The organism is Streptomyces sp. NPDC048751, assembly GCF_043198595.1.
GTDB lineage: Bacteria > Actinomycetota > Actinomycetes > Streptomycetales > Streptomycetaceae > Streptomyces.
Genome location: NZ_JBICUX010000005.1, coordinates 24,849 through 40,009 on the forward strand (window position 1 = coordinate 24,849; position 15,161 = coordinate 40,009).

The 15,161-nt window shown below is 70.8% G+C and carries 14 protein-coding genes; 10 read left to right on the top strand and 4 right to left on the bottom strand.

Annotated features, from left to right (window positions below; all coding sequences use genetic code 11):
* Positions 1-35 precede the first annotated feature (35 nt).
* The 4 genes from ACGFNV_RS17475 (at position 36) to ACGFNV_RS17490 (ending at position 3,203) form a co-directional block, all read left to right on the top strand.
* Complete coding sequence (locus ACGFNV_RS17475) at positions 36-410, top strand: VOC family protein (protein ID WP_393623386.1); 375 nt, start codon at positions 36-38, stop codon at positions 408-410.
* A 54-nt stretch (positions 411-464) separates the two neighbouring features.
* Positions 465-746, top strand: a complete 282-nt coding sequence (locus tag ACGFNV_RS17480; RefSeq protein WP_393623388.1) for a hypothetical protein — start codon at positions 465-467, stop codon at positions 744-746.
* A gap of 108 nt (positions 747-854) precedes the next feature.
* Complete coding sequence (gene miaB, locus ACGFNV_RS17485; protein WP_393623389.1) at positions 855-2,393, top strand: tRNA (N6-isopentenyl adenosine(37)-C2)-methylthiotransferase MiaB; 1,539 nt, start codon at positions 855-857, stop codon at positions 2,391-2,393.
* Positions 2,394-2,486: 93 nt separating this feature from the next.
* Complete coding sequence (locus ACGFNV_RS17490; protein WP_393623391.1) at positions 2,487-3,203, top strand: class III extradiol dioxygenase subunit B-like domain-containing protein; 717 nt, start codon at positions 2,487-2,489, stop codon at positions 3,201-3,203.
* Positions 3,204-3,286: 83 nt separating this feature from the next.
* Here the strand turns inward: ACGFNV_RS17490 and ACGFNV_RS17495 are convergent, their stop codons facing one another.
* Positions 3,287-3,556 carry an antitoxin gene (locus ACGFNV_RS17495; RefSeq protein WP_393624054.1) on the bottom strand — a complete coding sequence of 90 codons (270 nt, stop codon included), beginning with the start codon at positions 3,554-3,556 and terminating at the stop codon, positions 3,287-3,289.
* Positions 3,557-3,581: 25 nt separating this feature from the next.
* The gene (locus ACGFNV_RS17500) at positions 3,582-3,914 is read right to left on the bottom strand and encodes a hypothetical protein (RefSeq protein WP_393623393.1); all 333 of its coding nucleotides are present in this window, start codon (positions 3,912-3,914) and stop codon (positions 3,582-3,584) included.
* A 182-nt stretch (positions 3,915-4,096) separates the two neighbouring features.
* Here ACGFNV_RS17500 and miaA point away from each other — a divergent pair, with 182 nt between their 5' ends.
* From miaA to hflX, 6 genes are all read left to right on the top strand, one after another.
* A complete protein-coding gene (gene miaA / locus ACGFNV_RS17505) occupies positions 4,097-5,035 on the top strand; it encodes a tRNA (adenosine(37)-N6)-dimethylallyltransferase MiaA (protein ID WP_393623395.1) in 939 nt (312 codons plus the stop codon).
* 108 nt (positions 5,036-5,143) lie between these two features.
* On the top strand, positions 5,144-5,647 hold the full coding sequence (locus ACGFNV_RS17510) for a hypothetical protein (RefSeq protein ID WP_393624056.1): 504 nt from the start codon (positions 5,144-5,146) through the stop codon (positions 5,645-5,647).
* A 92-nt stretch (positions 5,648-5,739) separates the two neighbouring features.
* Positions 5,740-6,633: a diaminopimelate epimerase gene (dapF, locus tag ACGFNV_RS17515; protein ID WP_393623397.1), complete on the top strand. Its 894-nt coding sequence runs from the start codon at positions 5,740-5,742 to the stop codon at positions 6,631-6,633.
* A 300-nt stretch (positions 6,634-6,933) separates the two neighbouring features.
* Positions 6,934-9,117 (top strand): RelA/SpoT family protein, encoded by a 2,184-nt coding sequence (locus tag ACGFNV_RS17520; protein ID WP_393623399.1) that lies wholly within the window; start codon positions 6,934-6,936, stop codon positions 9,115-9,117.
* Positions 9,118-9,238: 121 nt separating this feature from the next.
* Positions 9,239-10,735: a M1 family metallopeptidase gene (locus ACGFNV_RS17525; RefSeq protein ID WP_393623401.1), complete on the top strand. Its 1,497-nt coding sequence runs from the start codon at positions 9,239-9,241 to the stop codon at positions 10,733-10,735.
* 135 nt (positions 10,736-10,870) lie between these two features.
* Positions 10,871-12,364 carry a GTPase HflX gene (hflX, locus tag ACGFNV_RS17530; protein WP_393623403.1) on the top strand — a complete coding sequence of 498 codons (1,494 nt, stop codon included), beginning with the start codon at positions 10,871-10,873 and terminating at the stop codon, positions 12,362-12,364.
* A 66-nt stretch (positions 12,365-12,430) separates the two neighbouring features.
* On the opposite strand, the gene ACGFNV_RS17535 is transcribed toward hflX, so the two are convergent.
* Positions 12,431-13,642: a trypsin-like serine peptidase gene (locus ACGFNV_RS17535; protein WP_393623405.1), complete on the bottom strand. Its 1,212-nt coding sequence runs from the start codon at positions 13,640-13,642 to the stop codon at positions 12,431-12,433.
* 186 nt (positions 13,643-13,828) lie between these two features.
* Positions 13,829-15,055 carry a trypsin-like serine peptidase gene (locus tag ACGFNV_RS17540; protein WP_393623406.1) on the bottom strand — a complete coding sequence of 409 codons (1,227 nt, stop codon included), beginning with the start codon at positions 15,053-15,055 and terminating at the stop codon, positions 13,829-13,831.
* Positions 15,056-15,161: the final 106 nt, after the last annotated feature.

The following is a 15,161-nucleotide window of genomic DNA, read 5'->3' on the forward strand; positions in this document are numbered from 1 at the left end:
CCCCCTACGTAAGGAACCACACCCGGGAGGCGATCATGTTCGGTTCGACGAAGGCGTTCAGCGGGTTCTCGGTGGACGACATCGACGCGGCCAGGAAGTTCTACGCGGAGACGCTCGGGCTGCGGGTGTCCGAGGAGAACGGTCTGCTGACCCTGCACATCGCGGGCGACCGGAACGTCCTGGTCTACCCCAAGCCCGACCACACCCCGGCGACGTTCACGATTCTCAACTTCCCCGTCGACGACATCGAGGCGGCGGTCGACGAACTGAGCAGGAGGGGCGTGAGCTTCGAGCGCTACGACCAACTCAAGGCCGACGAGAAGGGCATCTTCCGCGGCGGCGGCCCGCTGATCGCGTGGTTCACCGACCCGGCCGGCAACGTGCTCTCGGTCATCGAGGTGTCCGCGTAGGCCATCCGCGCAGCAGAGAAGGGGAACCCCGGCGGGACCGCCTACGGTGGAGACATGAGCGAGATCGTCGTCTACGAACTCGACCAGCCGGCGGCCACGCGGCCCACCCCCGGAACACCGAGCGGCGCGGAGCGGCCCGTCCGCAGGGTGCACGCGGCACCCGCCGCCCCGGGCACGCCCGGTACGACGGGACCGCGGACCCTCTGCGGCAAGGACACCTTCGCCATGGAGACGGTTACTGACTGGAAGCCCTCCGAACACCCCGGAGGGCCCTGGTATCCGGCGGAACACGCGTCCGTGGTCTGCTCCGACTGCGACGCCGTGATGGAGATCTGACCAGGTTCGCGGGCCATCGTGCCCCGCTGCGACAGGTCGGTGACAAGCGGTGACGGAGGGCTCGGGAGACTGGGCGGAGGCCTGCTCGGGACCGCCTACTCTTGAGGAATGACCAGCAGCAGCGACCGGAGTCTCGTGGTGGACGTTCAGGGAACCAAGACGTACGAAGTGCGCACCTACGGGTGCCAGATGAACGTCCATGACTCCGAGCGATTGTCCGGGCTGCTCGAGGACGCCGGGTACGTGCGCGCGCCCGAGGGGGCGGACGGTGACGCGGACGTCGTCGTCTTCAACACCTGCGCGGTCCGCGAGAACGCCGACAACCGGCTGTACGGCAACCTCGGCCGCCTCGCCCCGATGAAGTCGAAGCGTCCCGGCATGCAGATCGCCGTCGGTGGCTGTCTCGCGCAGAAGGACCGCGACACCATCGTGAAGAAGGCGCCCTGGGTGGACGTCGTCTTCGGCACGCACAACATCGGCAAGCTGCCGGTGCTGCTGGAACGCGCGCGCGTGCAGGAAGAGGCGCAGGTCGAGATCGCCGAGTCGCTGGAGGCATTCCCGTCGACGCTGCCGACGCGCCGCGAGAGCGCGTACGCGGCCTGGGTCTCCATCTCCGTCGGCTGCAACAACACCTGCACCTTCTGCATCGTCCCGGCGCTGCGCGGCAAGGAGAAGGACCGCCGCACCGGCGACATCCTCGCCGAGATCGAGGCCCTGGTCGCCGAGGGCGTCTCCGAGATCACCCTGCTCGGCCAGAACGTCAACGCCTACGGCTCCGACATCGGCGACCGCGAGGCGTTCAGCAAGCTGCTGCGGGCCTGCGGAACGATCGAGGGCCTGGAGCGCGTCCGGTTCACCTCCCCGCACCCGCGTGACTTCACCGACGACGTCATCGCCGCGATGGCCGAGACGCCGAACGTGATGCCGCAGCTCCACATGCCGCTCCAGTCCGGCTCGGACACCGTCCTGAAGGCGATGCGCCGCTCCTACCGCCAGGAGCGCTACCTCGGGATCATCGAAAAGGTCCGCGCCGCCATCCCGCACGCCGCGATCACCACCGACATCATCGTGGGCTTCCCCGGCGAGACCGAGGAGGACTTCGAGCAGACCCTCCACGTGGTCCGCGAGGCGCGGTTCGCGCAGGCCTTCACCTTCCAGTACTCCAAGCGGCCCGGCACCCCCGCCGCCACCATGGAGAACCAGATCCCCAAGGAGGTCGTCCAGGCGCGCTACGAGCGTCTCGTCGCCCTCCAGGAGGAGATCTCCTGGGACGAGAACAAGAAGCAGGTCGGCCGCAAGCTCGACCTCATGGTCGCCGAGGGCGAGGGCCGCAAGGACGGCGCCACCCACCGCCTCTCCGGCCGCGCCGCCGACAACCGCCTGGTCCACTTCACCAAGCCGGAGCAGGAGGTGCGCCCCGGCGACATGGTGACCGTCGAGGTCACCTACGCCGCCCCGCACCACCTCCTCGCCGAGGGCGCGGTCCTCGACGTGCGCCGTACGCGCGCGGGGGACGCGTGGGAGAAGCGACACGTCGAAAAGGCAGCGACGGCGCCCGAGCCGGCCGGAGTCATGCTGGGCCTGCCCAAGGTCGGCGTGCCCGCGCCGCTCCCGGCCGCCACGGGCAGCGCCTGCGGCTGCGACTGAGGTCCCCTCCGGGGCTGCCGCCGGTGCCGGACCGGACCTGCGGCTTTCGGTTCGGTTGCCTGCGGGATCGCGTACGGGGTTACCCTGCCGATCATGCTTGTCGCCGCCGCAGTCTGCCCCTGTCCGCCCCTTCTCGTGCCCGAGGTCGCCGCGGGGGCCGCGCCCGAGCTGGACGCCGCGCGTGCCGCCTGCACGGACGCGCTCGGGGTGCTGGCCGCCGCCCAACCCGACCGGCTCGTCGTCGTCGGCCCCGCCGAGGAGAGCCGACGCGGCACCCACCCGGAGGGCGCGCGGGGCTCGTTCCGCGGTTTCGGCGTGGACCTGGACGTACGGCTGGGCCGGGACGACCCGGGCGGCGCGTCCGAACGCGAGCTGCCGCTCTCGCTCGCCGTGGCCGCGTGGCTCCTGGAACGCACCGGCTGGTCCGACGCCCCGATCGAGGGACTCGGCGTCGGCGAACCCCTCGAGCCCGAGCGGTGCGCCGAGGTCGGCCGGGAGATCGGCGCGCGTGCCGGACGGGTGGCCCTGCTGGTGATGGGCGACGCCAGCGCGTGCCGGACGTTGAAGGCGCCGGGCTACCTCGACGAACGTGCGGCACCCTTCGACGCGGAGGTGGCGCGGGCACTGGGCGCCGCCGACATCGAGGCCGTCGCGGCACTGGACCCCCACCTGGCCCAGGAGCTGAAGGCATCGGGGCGCGCCGCCTGGCAGGTGCTCGCGGGAGCGGCGGAGGGCGCGGAACTCTCCGGCGCGCTCCTGTACGAGGACGCGCCCTACGGCGTGGGGTACGTGGTGGCGGCCTGGTCGTAGCGGGTCCGGCGCGCCCCGACACCGGAACGGCGGACGGCCGCGAGCCCCGGTGGGTCGCGGCCGTCCGCCGATCGATGTGTCGTTCAGGAAGTCGGCGGTGGTGAGTCCGGCGGTGTGGTGGCGCCGCCCCTCGTCGTGTCACCGTCCTTGTGCGCGAGCCGGTCCATGGCGCCCTTGGCCTTGACGGTGCCCGTCTGGATCTTGCCGCTGTGCTTGTGCTTGGTCTTGTCGTCGACGACTTTCGCGGCCTTGTCGAGGCCGTGGTGCACTCGCCCCTCGTGGCGCTGCGCGAGGTCGGAGACCTTGCCCTTGGCCGGGCCGAGCTTGGCCTTCATGCGGTGGAACAGACCCATGGCTCGCCTTCCCACGCGGGGACCGTCAGGTACGGGCGCCCTCGTCGGTCTCGCTGTCGGCCGCCTCATCCGCCGACTGCTGCTTGGGGATCTCGACGCCGTCGGTGGCCGGGACCGCCGGGGTCTCGGAGGCTTCCTCCGAAGGGCCCTCGGACTCGGACCCGGCCTTGTCCTTGGCCGGCTCCTTCGCCCCGGTCGGCCTCTGCTCGCCGGCTTCGGCCTTCTCCTCCGTGGACTCGGCCGCCGTAGGGGCCGCCTGAGCCTCGGAGGTCTGCGCCTCCTCGGTCGACATCGCCTCCGTGACCTTCGACTCCTCCGAGGCCTTCGACCTCCGGAAAAGTCGCGCAAAAACGCCCATATCAACTCCATACGTTACTCGTGCGGACGAAGTCCCGCGTCGCCCGGTGCGTTCGGTTGCGCCGCCGGGGTCGCCGCCCCTGCGAACCGGCGGCGGGAAACCTCGCAACGGGCAACGACCTCGGGCCCGTGCCGTCACGTAACTCGTTCGAGGCAGTGCGTGACGTTTGGGAGACTGGTGCGGTGAGCAGTGCACCCCCCACCCCCCGTGTCATCGCCGTCGTCGGACCCACCGCGGCCGGAAAGTCCGATCTGGGCGTATTCCTGGCCCGGCAACTCGGCGGCGAGGTCGTCAACGCCGACTCCATGCAGCTCTACCGAGGGATGGACATCGGAACCGCCAAGCTGACGCCCGAGGAGCGCGGCGGCGTCCCGCACCACCTCCTGGACATCTGGGACGTGACCGTCACGGCGTCCGTCGCCGAGTACCAGCGGCTCGCCCGGGAGCGGATCGACGCACTGCTCGCCGAGGGCCGCTGGCCGATCCTCGTCGGCGGCTCCGGCCTGTACGTCCGCGGCGCCGTCGACAACCTCGAGTTCCCCGGCACCGACCCCGAGGTCCGGGCCCGGCTGGAGGAGGAGCTCACGCTCCGCGGCTCCGGCGCCCTGCACGCCCGCCTGGCCGCCGCCGACCCCGAGGCCGCGCAGGCGATCCTGCCCAGCAACGGCCGCCGGATCGTCCGCGCCCTCGAAGTGATCGAGATCACCGGCATGCCCTTCACCGCCAACCTCCCCGGCCACGACTCCGTCTACGACACCCTGCAGATCGGCGTCGACGTCGCCCGCCCCGAGCTCGACGAGCGCATCGCGCGCCGCGTCGACCGGATGTGGGAGGCCGGACTGGTGGAGGAAGTGCGCTCCCTGGCGGCGCACGGGCTGCGCGAGGGGCGTACGGCCTCGCGCGCGCTCGGCTACCAGCAGGTGCTGGCCGCGCTGACGGGGGAGTGCACGGACGACGAAGCGCGCGCCGAGACCGTCCGTGCGACCAAGCGCTTCGCGCGCCGCCAGGATTCGTGGTTCAGGCGCGATCCGCGGGTGCACTGGTTGAGTGGGGCGGCGGCGGATCTCACGGAACTTCCTCACCTCGCTCTGGCATTGGTCGAACGACCGGTTACAGCCTGATCACGTCATGGCATCGGGACGCTCAGGCCGCCATTCGTGCCTCCGGTGCCGTGCCATCATCGAGCTTCGATCGACCAAGTGGAGTCCGAGTTGGGAGGGCGCGTGGCGATGGAGGCCGGCCCTCGCGACACCGCACAGGACACCGAGCCCGTCACCATCAGTGGTGGTGAACTGGAGCCGGAGGACGTGCGTCTGAGCCCTGACGGGCCCGACGACACCCAGGGCGGTGTGACCGCCGACGGTCCCGAACCCGAGGAGATGTTCGTCGGCGGGCCCGAGGTCGAGGTCGAGCTGCGCCCGCAGCGCCGACTGCGGATCTGGCAGCTCGCGCCCATCGTGGCCCTGGCGGCGATCGGCTCCCTGATGTTCGCCTTCCCGCTGGCCTTCGACTTCGGCGACAGCGGCGCCGTGATCGCCATGCTGGGGCTGCTGATCAGTTCCTGTGCGGCCGGCTGGGGAATGATGGCCGCACGCCGCGTTGGTTACACGTGGCCCGGCCTGCCCCAACGGGGCTCCGGACGCCGCCCCGACTGGCGGGTCGTGCTGGCGTACGTCGTCCTGGTCGCCGCGGTGGTCGTGCTGGCCGTGTGGCGTGTGGCCCGGCTGCGCTGAGCGCTTGGCTCCGTCCGGCCCGTACGGCTGCCGTTCCCGTCGCACTCCCTGGGGTTGCCGCCCCTGTCGTACCCGCCCCGTACGATCGAGGCATGAGCACGCGGATCGCCTTCCTCAAGGGGCACGGCACCGAGAACGACTTCGTGATCGTCCCGGACCCCGACAACGCCATCGACCTGCCGCCCGCCGCCGTCGCCGCCCTGTGCGACCGCCGCGCGGGCATCGGCGGTGACGGACTGCTGCACGTGGTGCGGTCCGCCGCGCACCCCGAGGCCAGGGAGATGGCGGCCGAAGCGGAGTGGTTCATGGACTACCGCAACGGCGACGGCTCGATCGCGGAGATGTGCGGCAACGGCGTGCGCGTCTTCGCGCGCTACCTCCAGCACGCCGGGCATGTCACCGAGGGGGACATCTCGGTCGCCACGCGCGCAGGCGTGAAGAGCGTGCACATCGCCAAGACCGCATCCATCAGCGGCTCCGCCGCGGGTGACGTCACCGTCGGCATGGGCCGGGCACGCCTCCCCGAAGGGGACGTCACGGTGAGCGTCGGCGAGCGCAGCTGGCCCGCGCGGAACGTGAACATGGGCAACCCGCACGCCGTGGCCTTCGTCGACGACCTCGACCACGCCGGTCACCTGTACACCCCGCCGCCGTTCAGCCCGGCCGCCGCCTACCCGGACGGGGTGAACGTCGAGTTCGTCGTCGACCGCGGCCCGGCCCATGTCGCGATGCGCGTGCACGAGCGCGGCGCCGGTGAGACCCGCTCGTGCGGCACGGGCGCGTGCGCCGTCGCGGTGGCCGCCGCCCGCAGGGACGGTGTCGACCCGACCGCCACCGGAACCCCGGCGACGTACACCGTGGACGTCCTCGGCGGACGCCTGGTGATCACCGAGCGGCCCGACGGCGAGATCGAGATGACTGGTCCCGCGGTGATCGTCGCCGAAGGTGAGATCGCCCCCGAATGGCTGGAAAAAGCGGTTGTTTGACCGGGGCGGCGGCTTGGGATCCCAGGTTCCGGCGCCCCTGAGGTACAGCAAGACGACCTCCGGGCCCCGGACGAGGGTTCGACAGGGCGTAAGGTCTCAAGTCATATGGCGCAAAAGCGTAAACATCAAAACCGTCGCTCGATTGGGTGATCCGTTTCACGCTCGGCGAGAGGCGGTCAGTCGCACGTGATGGGCTCGGTAGCATCAAGCACCGGCCCGGACGGGGGAATCGTTGCCATCCCCTGAGCCGTGTCCGCCATGGGGCACCCCGTTCGCCGGTCCACGCAGCCGGAGGTGCCCATGAGTGCGGAGGCCACGAATCCCGCGAGCCCAGGCCCGGTAGCAGGCGCGATGACGCCGGCCGTGCCCCGACGCAAGGCCCGCGCCAGGATCGACCTGCGCCGCCTGGGGCGGGTCGCGCTGCTCGGCGCGCCCTCCCGTGACCGGCTGCCCGACGCGATCGGCCATGTCGTCGAGGCCCACCGCGCCCACTATCCGGACGCCGACCTCGAACCGCTGCGCCGCGCCTACGTCCTGGCCGAGTCCTCGCACCGCGGTCAGATGCGCAAGAGCGGTGAGCCGTACATCACGCACCCGCTCGCCGTGACCCTGATCCTCGCCGAGCTCGGCGCCGAGACGACCACCCTGACGGCGTCCCTGCTCCACGACACGGTCGAGGACACCGACGTGACGCTGGATCAGGTGCGGGAACAGTTCGGCGAGGAGGTCCGCTACCTCGTCGACGGCGTCACGAAGCTGGAGAAGGTCGAGTACGGCGCGGCCGCCGAGTCCGAGACCTTCCGCAAGATGCTCGTGGCCACCGGCAGCGACGTCCGCGTGATGTCGATCAAACTCGCCGACCGGCTGCACAACATGCGCACCCTCGGCGTGATGCGCCCCGAGAAACAGGCCCGCATCGCCAAGGTGACCCGGGACGTCCTCATCCCGCTCGCCGAACGGCTCGGCGTCCAGGCGCTCAAGACCGAACTGGAAGACCTCGTCTTCGCGATCCTGCACCCCGAGGAGTACGAGCACACGCGCGAGCTGATCGCGGAGAACGCCTCCCGCGCGGACGACCCGCTCGCCGAGTTCTCCGAGGCGATGCGCGCGGTGCTGCGCGACGCCGACATCCCGGCCGAAGTCCTGATCCGTCCCCGCCACTTCGTCTCCGTCCACCGCGTGTCCCGCAAACGCGGCCGGCTGCGCGGAGCGGACTTCGGGCGCATTCTCGTGCTGGTGAACGAGGACGCGGACTGTTACGCCGTGCTCGGAGAGCTTCACACCTGCATGACGCCGGTCGTCTCGGAGTTCAAGGACTTCATCGCCGTCCCCAAGTTCAACCTCTACCAGTCGCTGCACACCGCGGTCGCCCGGGAGGACGGCCAGGTCGCGGAAGTCCTCATCCGGACCCACCAGATGCACAAGGTCGCCGAGGCCGGCGTCGTCGCGCTGGGCAATCCCTACGCTCCTCCTTCGGAGGAGCAGACCGTGTCGAGCGACGGCGAGCGCATCGACCCCACGCGCCCCGGCTGGCTCTCCCGCCTCCTCGACTGGCAGAAGGCCGCCCCCGACGCCGACACCTTCTGGTCCACCCTCCGCGAGGACCTCGCCCAGGACCGCGAGATCACCGTCTTCCGGCCCGACGGCGGCACACTGGGCCTGCCCGAGGGCGCGACCTGCGTGGACGCCGCCTACGCGCAGTACGGCGAGGACGCGCACGCCTGCATCGGCGCGCGGGTCAACGGTCGCCTGGCGACGCTCAGCACCGTCCTGAAGGACGGCGACACCGTCCAGCTCCTCATGGGCCAGGACCCTGCCTCCGAGCCCTCCAGGGAGTGGCTGGAGCACGCCCACACGCCCGCCGCCCGGATCGCCATCCAGCGCTGGCTCGCGACGCATCCGGCGCCGACGGGGACGGACACGGAGGAGACCGCGTCGGATCCGGACGCGACGCCGGCCCCGGCGCACGCGACGGCCGGGACACCCTTCAGGACGACCGAGGCACCCGACGGCTCCGCCGCGCGACCCGGCACCGCGAACGTCGTCGTCGACCAGCCGGGCGCCACCGTCAGGCTCGCCGGCTGCTGCACGCCCGTACCGCCGGACGAGGTCACCGCCTTCTCCGTGCGCGGGGGCGTGGTGACCGTGCACCGCGTGGAGTGCGCCGCGGTGGCGCGGATGAAGAACGCGGGGCGCGCGGAGGTCGGCGTGCGCTGGGGGGACAGCTCCCAGTGCCGGGTCACCCTGATCGCCGAATCGTTCGGCCGCCCCCACCTGCTGGCCGACCTCACCGAGGCCATGGCCCTGGAGGGCGCCGAGATCGTCTCGGCCACGGTCGAACCCCCGAGCCAGCAGCGCGTGCGCCACACCTACACCGTGGAACTCCCCGACGCGGCGCACCTCCCGGCCCTGATGCGGGCCATGCGGAACGTACCGGGCGTGTACGACGTGGGCCGGGCGCAACATCACGCGGCGATGTCGTGAGCGCGTAAGGGCGTGGACGTGGGTGTGTGCCGTCGTGGACCCGCAGCGCGGAGCAACCCTTTCGGGTGGGCCGGGCGCGCGTCGTCACCGTGAGGCACGCGCGCGCTGGTAGCCGTGGTCCATGCCGTTCACCCCTCGCATCCAGCGCACCCAGGCCCGCCGGAACCACAGGCACCTGAAAGCAGCGCTCCTCGCCTCCGCCGTCTCCGTCTGCCTCGTCGCCGCCAGTGCCCCCGTGGCCCCGCTCGGCGTCGGCGACCGGCTCTTCCCGCACCTCGGCAACCCCGGATACGACGTCGCGTCCTACGACCTCTCGTTCACCTACCCGGGCGCCAACGACAAGCCGCTCCAGGCCGTCACCACCATCGACGCCCGGACGACCACCGAGCTGGAGCGCGTCAACCTCGACTTCGCCCACGGCAAGGTCACCTCGGTGGAGGTCGACGGGGAGTCCGCCTCCTTCGCCGGAGCGGGTGAGGACCTGGTGGTGACGCCCGTTCGGCCGTTGGCGGAGGGGAGCCGGCTGCGGATCACCGTGCGTCACACCAGCGACCCCGTGTCCGCCAAGGACCGCGACGGCGGCTGGGTGCGCACCGCGGACGGCCTCGCCATGGCCAACCAGGCCGACGCCGCCCACCTGGTGTTCCCGTGCAACGACCACCCCTCCGACAAGGCGATGTTCACCATCCGGGTCACCGCCCCCGACGGCTACACGGCCGTCGCCAACGGGCTGCCGGCCGGCGTCGACCGGGACGGCGGAGCCACCACCTGGACGTACCGCACCCAGCACCCCATGGCCACCGAGCTCGCCCAGGTCTCCGTCGGCCGCTCCAGCGTCCTGCACCGCAGCGGCCCGCACGCCCTGCCCGTACGGGACGTCGTGCCCAGGAAGGACCGCAAGGCCCTCGAGCCGTGGCTGAAGAAGACGCCGGACCAGATCGCCTGGATGGAGAGCAAGGTCGGCCCGTACCCCTTCGAGACGTACGGGCTGCTCATGTCCGACGCCTCGACCGGCTTCGAGCTGGAGACGCAGACCCTGTCGCTCTTCGAGAAGGGGCTGTTCACCGAGCCCGCCTACCCCGCCTGGTACGTCGAGTCGATCATGGTGCACGAGCTGGCCCACCAGTGGTTCGGCGACAGTGTCAGCCCGCGCACCTGGTCCGACCTGTGGCTCAACGAGGGGCACGCCACCTGGTACGAGGCCCTCTACGCGCAGGAGAAGGCGAAGAAGCCGATGGAGGCGCGGATGAAGGCGGCGTACGGCGCCTCCGACCGCTGGCGCGCGGCAGGCGGACCGCCCGCGGCGCCCAAGGCGCCCGACCCCGGCCACAAGATCAGCATCTTCCGGCCGAACGTCTACGACGGTGCCGCCCTCGTCCTGTACGCCCTGCGCCAGGAGATCGGCCACAGGTCCTTCGAGCAGCTGGAGCGGGCCTGGGTGAGCCGCCACCGGGACGCCACGGCGAGCACGGCCGACTTCGTGGCGCTGGCCTCCACCGTCTCCGGACACGACCTGCGCGGGTTCTTCCAGGACTGGCTGTACGCCGAGAAGACCCCGCCCATGCCCGGCCACCCCGACTGGAAGCCGGTCGCCGCCAAGAAAGCACACGCCAAATAACACGGTGACGAGACGCCCCGTCCCGTGCGACCATCTTCAGGTCGGCGCGGCACGGGACACGGGAATCTCCCGGGGTACTCGTGCGTTGAGCACAATGAACCGCCGCATCGGAATCCCCATCGACGTAAGGACCCAATGACCTCCTCTTCTTCCCCTTCCCAGGACACCAAGCGCTTCGCGCACGCCTACCCCGAAGGTCTTCGGGCCGATGCCCTGATGGAAGAGGACGTCGCCTGGAGCCACGAGATCGACGGAGACCGGGACGGCGACCAGTTCGACCGCTCCGAGCGCGCGGCACTGCGCCGCGTCGCGGGCCTCTCCACCGAGCTCGAGGACGTCACCGAGGTCGAGTACCGCCAGCTCCGCCTGGAGCGGGTCGTGCTCGTGGGCGTCTGGACCTCGGGGACCGTGCAGGACGCGGAGAACTCCCTCGCGGAGCTCGCCGCCCTGGCGGAGACCGCGGGCGCACTCGTGCTCGACGGCGTGATCCAGCGCCGCGACAAGCCCGACGCGGCCACCTACATCGGTTCCGGCAAGGCCGACGAGCTGCGCGACATCGTCCTCGAGACGGGCGCGGACACCGTCATCTGTGACGGTGAGCTCAGCCCCGGCCAGCTGATCCACCTCGAAGACGTCGTCAAGGTCAAGGTCATCGACCGTACGGCCCTGATCCTCGACATCTTCGCCCAGCACGCCAAGTCCCGAGAGGGCAAGGCGCAGGTCGCGCTCGCGCAGATGCAGTACATGCTGCCGAGGCTGCGAGGCTGGGGTCAGTCGCTGTCGCGTCAGATGGGCGGCGGCAAGGGCGGCGGCCTCGCCACCCGTGGTCCCGGTGAGACCAAGATCGAGACGGACCGGCGTCGGATCCGCGAGAAGATGGCGAAGATGCGCCGGGAGATCGCGGAGATGAAGACCGGCCGCGAGATCAAGCGCCAGGAGCGCAAGCGCCACAAGGTGCCGTCGGTCGCCATCGCCGGCTACACCAACGCCGGCAAGTCCTCGCTGCTCAACCGCCTCACGGGCGCGGGCGTGCTCGTCGAGAACGCCCTGTTCGCGACCCTCGACCCGACCGTGCGCCGGGCCGAGACCCCGAGCGGCCGGCTGTACACGCTGGCCGACACCGTCGGCTTCGTCCGGCACCTGCCGCACCACTTGGTCGAGGCGTTCCGCTCCACCATGGAGGAGGTCGGCGAGTCCGACCTGATCCTGCACGTGGTGGACGGCTCGCACCCGAACCCGGACGAGCAGCTGGCCGCCGTGCGCGAGGTGATCAGGGACGTCGGCGCCACCGACGTACCCGAGATCGTCGTGATCAACAAGGCCGACATGGCCGACCCGCTGATGCTCCAGCGGCTGCTGCGGATCGAGAAGCGCGCCATCGCCGTCTCGGCCCGCACCGGCCTCGGCATCAAGGAGCTGCTGACGCTCATCGACGACGAGCTGCCGAGGCCGTCGGTCGAGATCGAGGCGCTCGTGCCGTACACCCACGGCAAGCTGGTCGCCCGTGCCCACGACGAGGGCGAGGTGATCTCCGCCGAGCACATCGCGGAGGGCACGCTGCTCAAGGCGCGGGTGCACGAGGAGCTGGCGGCGGATCTCGCGCCGTACGTCCCGGCGCCGGCTGTCTGATCCAGCAAGCGTGAAGCCCCCCTCCGCCGGTCGCGGAGGGGGGCTTCGGCAGGTCAGGCGTGGGTGTCACCGACCGCCGTAGGTCTTGCTCATGTTCTCGTAGAGCGCCTCGGCGCCCCGGCCCAGCTGCGGGCCCGCGAGCCAGGTGTTGTCGGCCGGGCCGATGGAGGTGTTGGAGACCAGCTTGGTCTTGCCGTCCACCACCCGGAACCAGCCGCCGCCGGAGGAACCGCCGGTCATCGTGCAGCCGATGCGGTACATGGTCGGCAGGCTCGTGCTGAGCGACAGCCGGCCCGGCTGGTCGATGCACCGGAACATCTTCAGACCGTTGTACGGCGGCGCCGCCGGGTAGCCCCAGGCGCCCATCTTGGTGACCTCGGCGGCGGACGGCGCCGAGAAGTCCACGTCCAGCGCCCCGCCGAGCGTCTCCTCCAGTGACTTGGACCCGTGCTCCGGCTTCACGTGCAGCACGGCGTAGTCGTACGCGGCACCCGCGCCGCCCGTCTCCGAGCCGCCCTGGATCCACTCGTTCGAGGTCGACGCCCAGTCGGCCCACCAGTTGCCGTAGGGAGATATCTCCCTGGTGGTGGCGTTGCGCAGCTGCGCCTCGGACTTGCCGAGGTCGTTGAAGGCGGGGACGAAGACGATGTTGCGGTACCAGCCGCCCTCGCCACCGGCGTGCACGCAGTGGCCGGCCGTCCAGACGAGGTTGGACTTGCCCGGGTGGTTCACGTCCTTGATGACCGTGCCGGAGCAGACCATCGCGCCCTCGGGCGAGTCGAAGAAGACCTTGCCGACCGGGGCCGCGTTCTCGTGATACGGCGTCTTCTCCGCCGCGGCCTTCACAGGGGCCGGCTCCGGGTCACTGACGCCCTGGTCGGCCGCCGCGTCCTTCGTGGAGACCGTCTTGTTGGCCTCCTTCGCGGATGTCATCCGGTCGGGCTTCCAGAGCCCCTCGATCACCGGGTTGACGAAGTCCTTGGCCTCACTGAGCCACTTGTCCTTGTCCCAGTCCTTCCAGCCGCCGTTCGCCCACTTGTCGACATCGATGCCGTGCTCCTTGAGCTTGCCCGCGATGTCGGCCGGGACCTTGACCTTGCCGTTGCCGGCGTCGGCGGCCTGGGAGGTGGTGGCACCGGGCTTGTCGCCGGCCTTGTCCTCGTCACCGCCGCCACAGGCGGTGGCGGTGAGCGCCAGGGCCGCGACGAGGCCGGTGGCGGCGAGGAGGGTGTGCCGCCGGCCGCGCGTGGGCGCGACGGGCGTACGTGTGGAACGCATGGTGCGAATTCCCCCGTTGGAACGCGTGAATGTCATGTGCTTGTCAGGTGGAGAGAGGCCTCCGGGCGGAGACCGCCGGAAGCAACACCCCACTATGCCCGGCGAATTCGGGACGAACAGCGGTGAGGTGGTGAAGGTTCCCGTGAGACACGGGCTCCCGTCGGCCGCCTCACCGCCGCCGGACCGCTACTTGGCGAACTTGTCGCTGACCGAGTCGTACACACCCTTGGCCACGTCACCCAGCCGCGGGCCCGCGAGCCAACCCGCGTCCACCGGGCCGATGGAGGTGTTGGACACCAGCGCCGGCTTGCCGTTCGAGCCCGTGGCGACCCAGCCGCCGCCCGACGAACCTCCGGTCATCGAGCAGCCGATGCGGTACATCGTCGGGTCGGACGTGGTGAGCGAGAGCCGGCCCGGCTTGTCCTGGCACTGGAACATCGTCTCGCCGTCGTAAGGCGGCGCCGCCGGGTAACCGGTCGCCGTGATGCTCTCGACCTTCGGCACCGCGGGGGCCTTGAAGTCCACCGGCAGCGCCGAACCGACCGTCTCCTCCAGCGACTTGCCGTTGCCGCCCTTCTCCGGCGTCACATGCAGGACGGCGTAGTCGTACGAGGCGCCGTCGCCGCCCGTCTGCCCGCCCTGCTCGATCCACTGCTGAGAGGTCTTCGCCCAGTCACTCCACCAGACGCCGTACGGAGCGACATCTTCCTGCGTGGCGTTCTTCAGCTGCGCGACCGTCTTCGCCGAGTCGTTGTACGACGGCACGAAGGCGATGTTGCGGTACCAGCCGCCCTTCTTGCCCGCGTGCACGCAGTGGCCCGCCGTCCAGACGAGGTTGGACTTGCCGGGGTGGGCCGGGTCCTCGACGACCGTCGCCGAGCACACCATCGTGCCCTCGGGGGAGTCGAAGAACACCTTGCCCGCCTCGGGGACGTTGGCGTGGTACTGGGCCGGAACGGCCTTCGCCTGCACCGGCGCCGGTTCCGGGTCGGTCACACCCTGGTCGCCGGAGATGTCGCTGTCGTCGACACTCTTGTCCGGGTCCTCGGCCTCACGCATCCGGTCCGGGTCCCACAGGCCCTCGATGATCGGGTTGACGTAGTCCCTGGCCTCGCGCAGCCAGTCGTCCTTGTCCCAGTTCTTCCAGGCACCGTTCTTCCACTTGTCGAGGTCGATCCCGTGCTCTTTGAGCTGTTCCTTGATGTCGTCCGGGATCTTGATCTTCCCGTCACCGGTGCCCGCGGCGGCGGTGGCGGAGGCCTGGCCGTCCGCGTTCGCGTCGTCGCCCGACTCGCAGGCGGTGGCGGTGAGCGCGAGCGCCGACGCGAGGGCTATGGCGGTCAGCACGGGGGAGGTGCTGCGGCGCGCGTTCCTCCCTCGACGAGCGGTGGACGACGGCCGTATGGATCGCATGATCTGACTCCCCCTGGGGTGAACCGACTTGACGCCGGGGCCATGGGCCGCCGACGGAACTCAGGATGATCTCACGCCGAGTTCAGGCCGGCCTCACGACCACCGG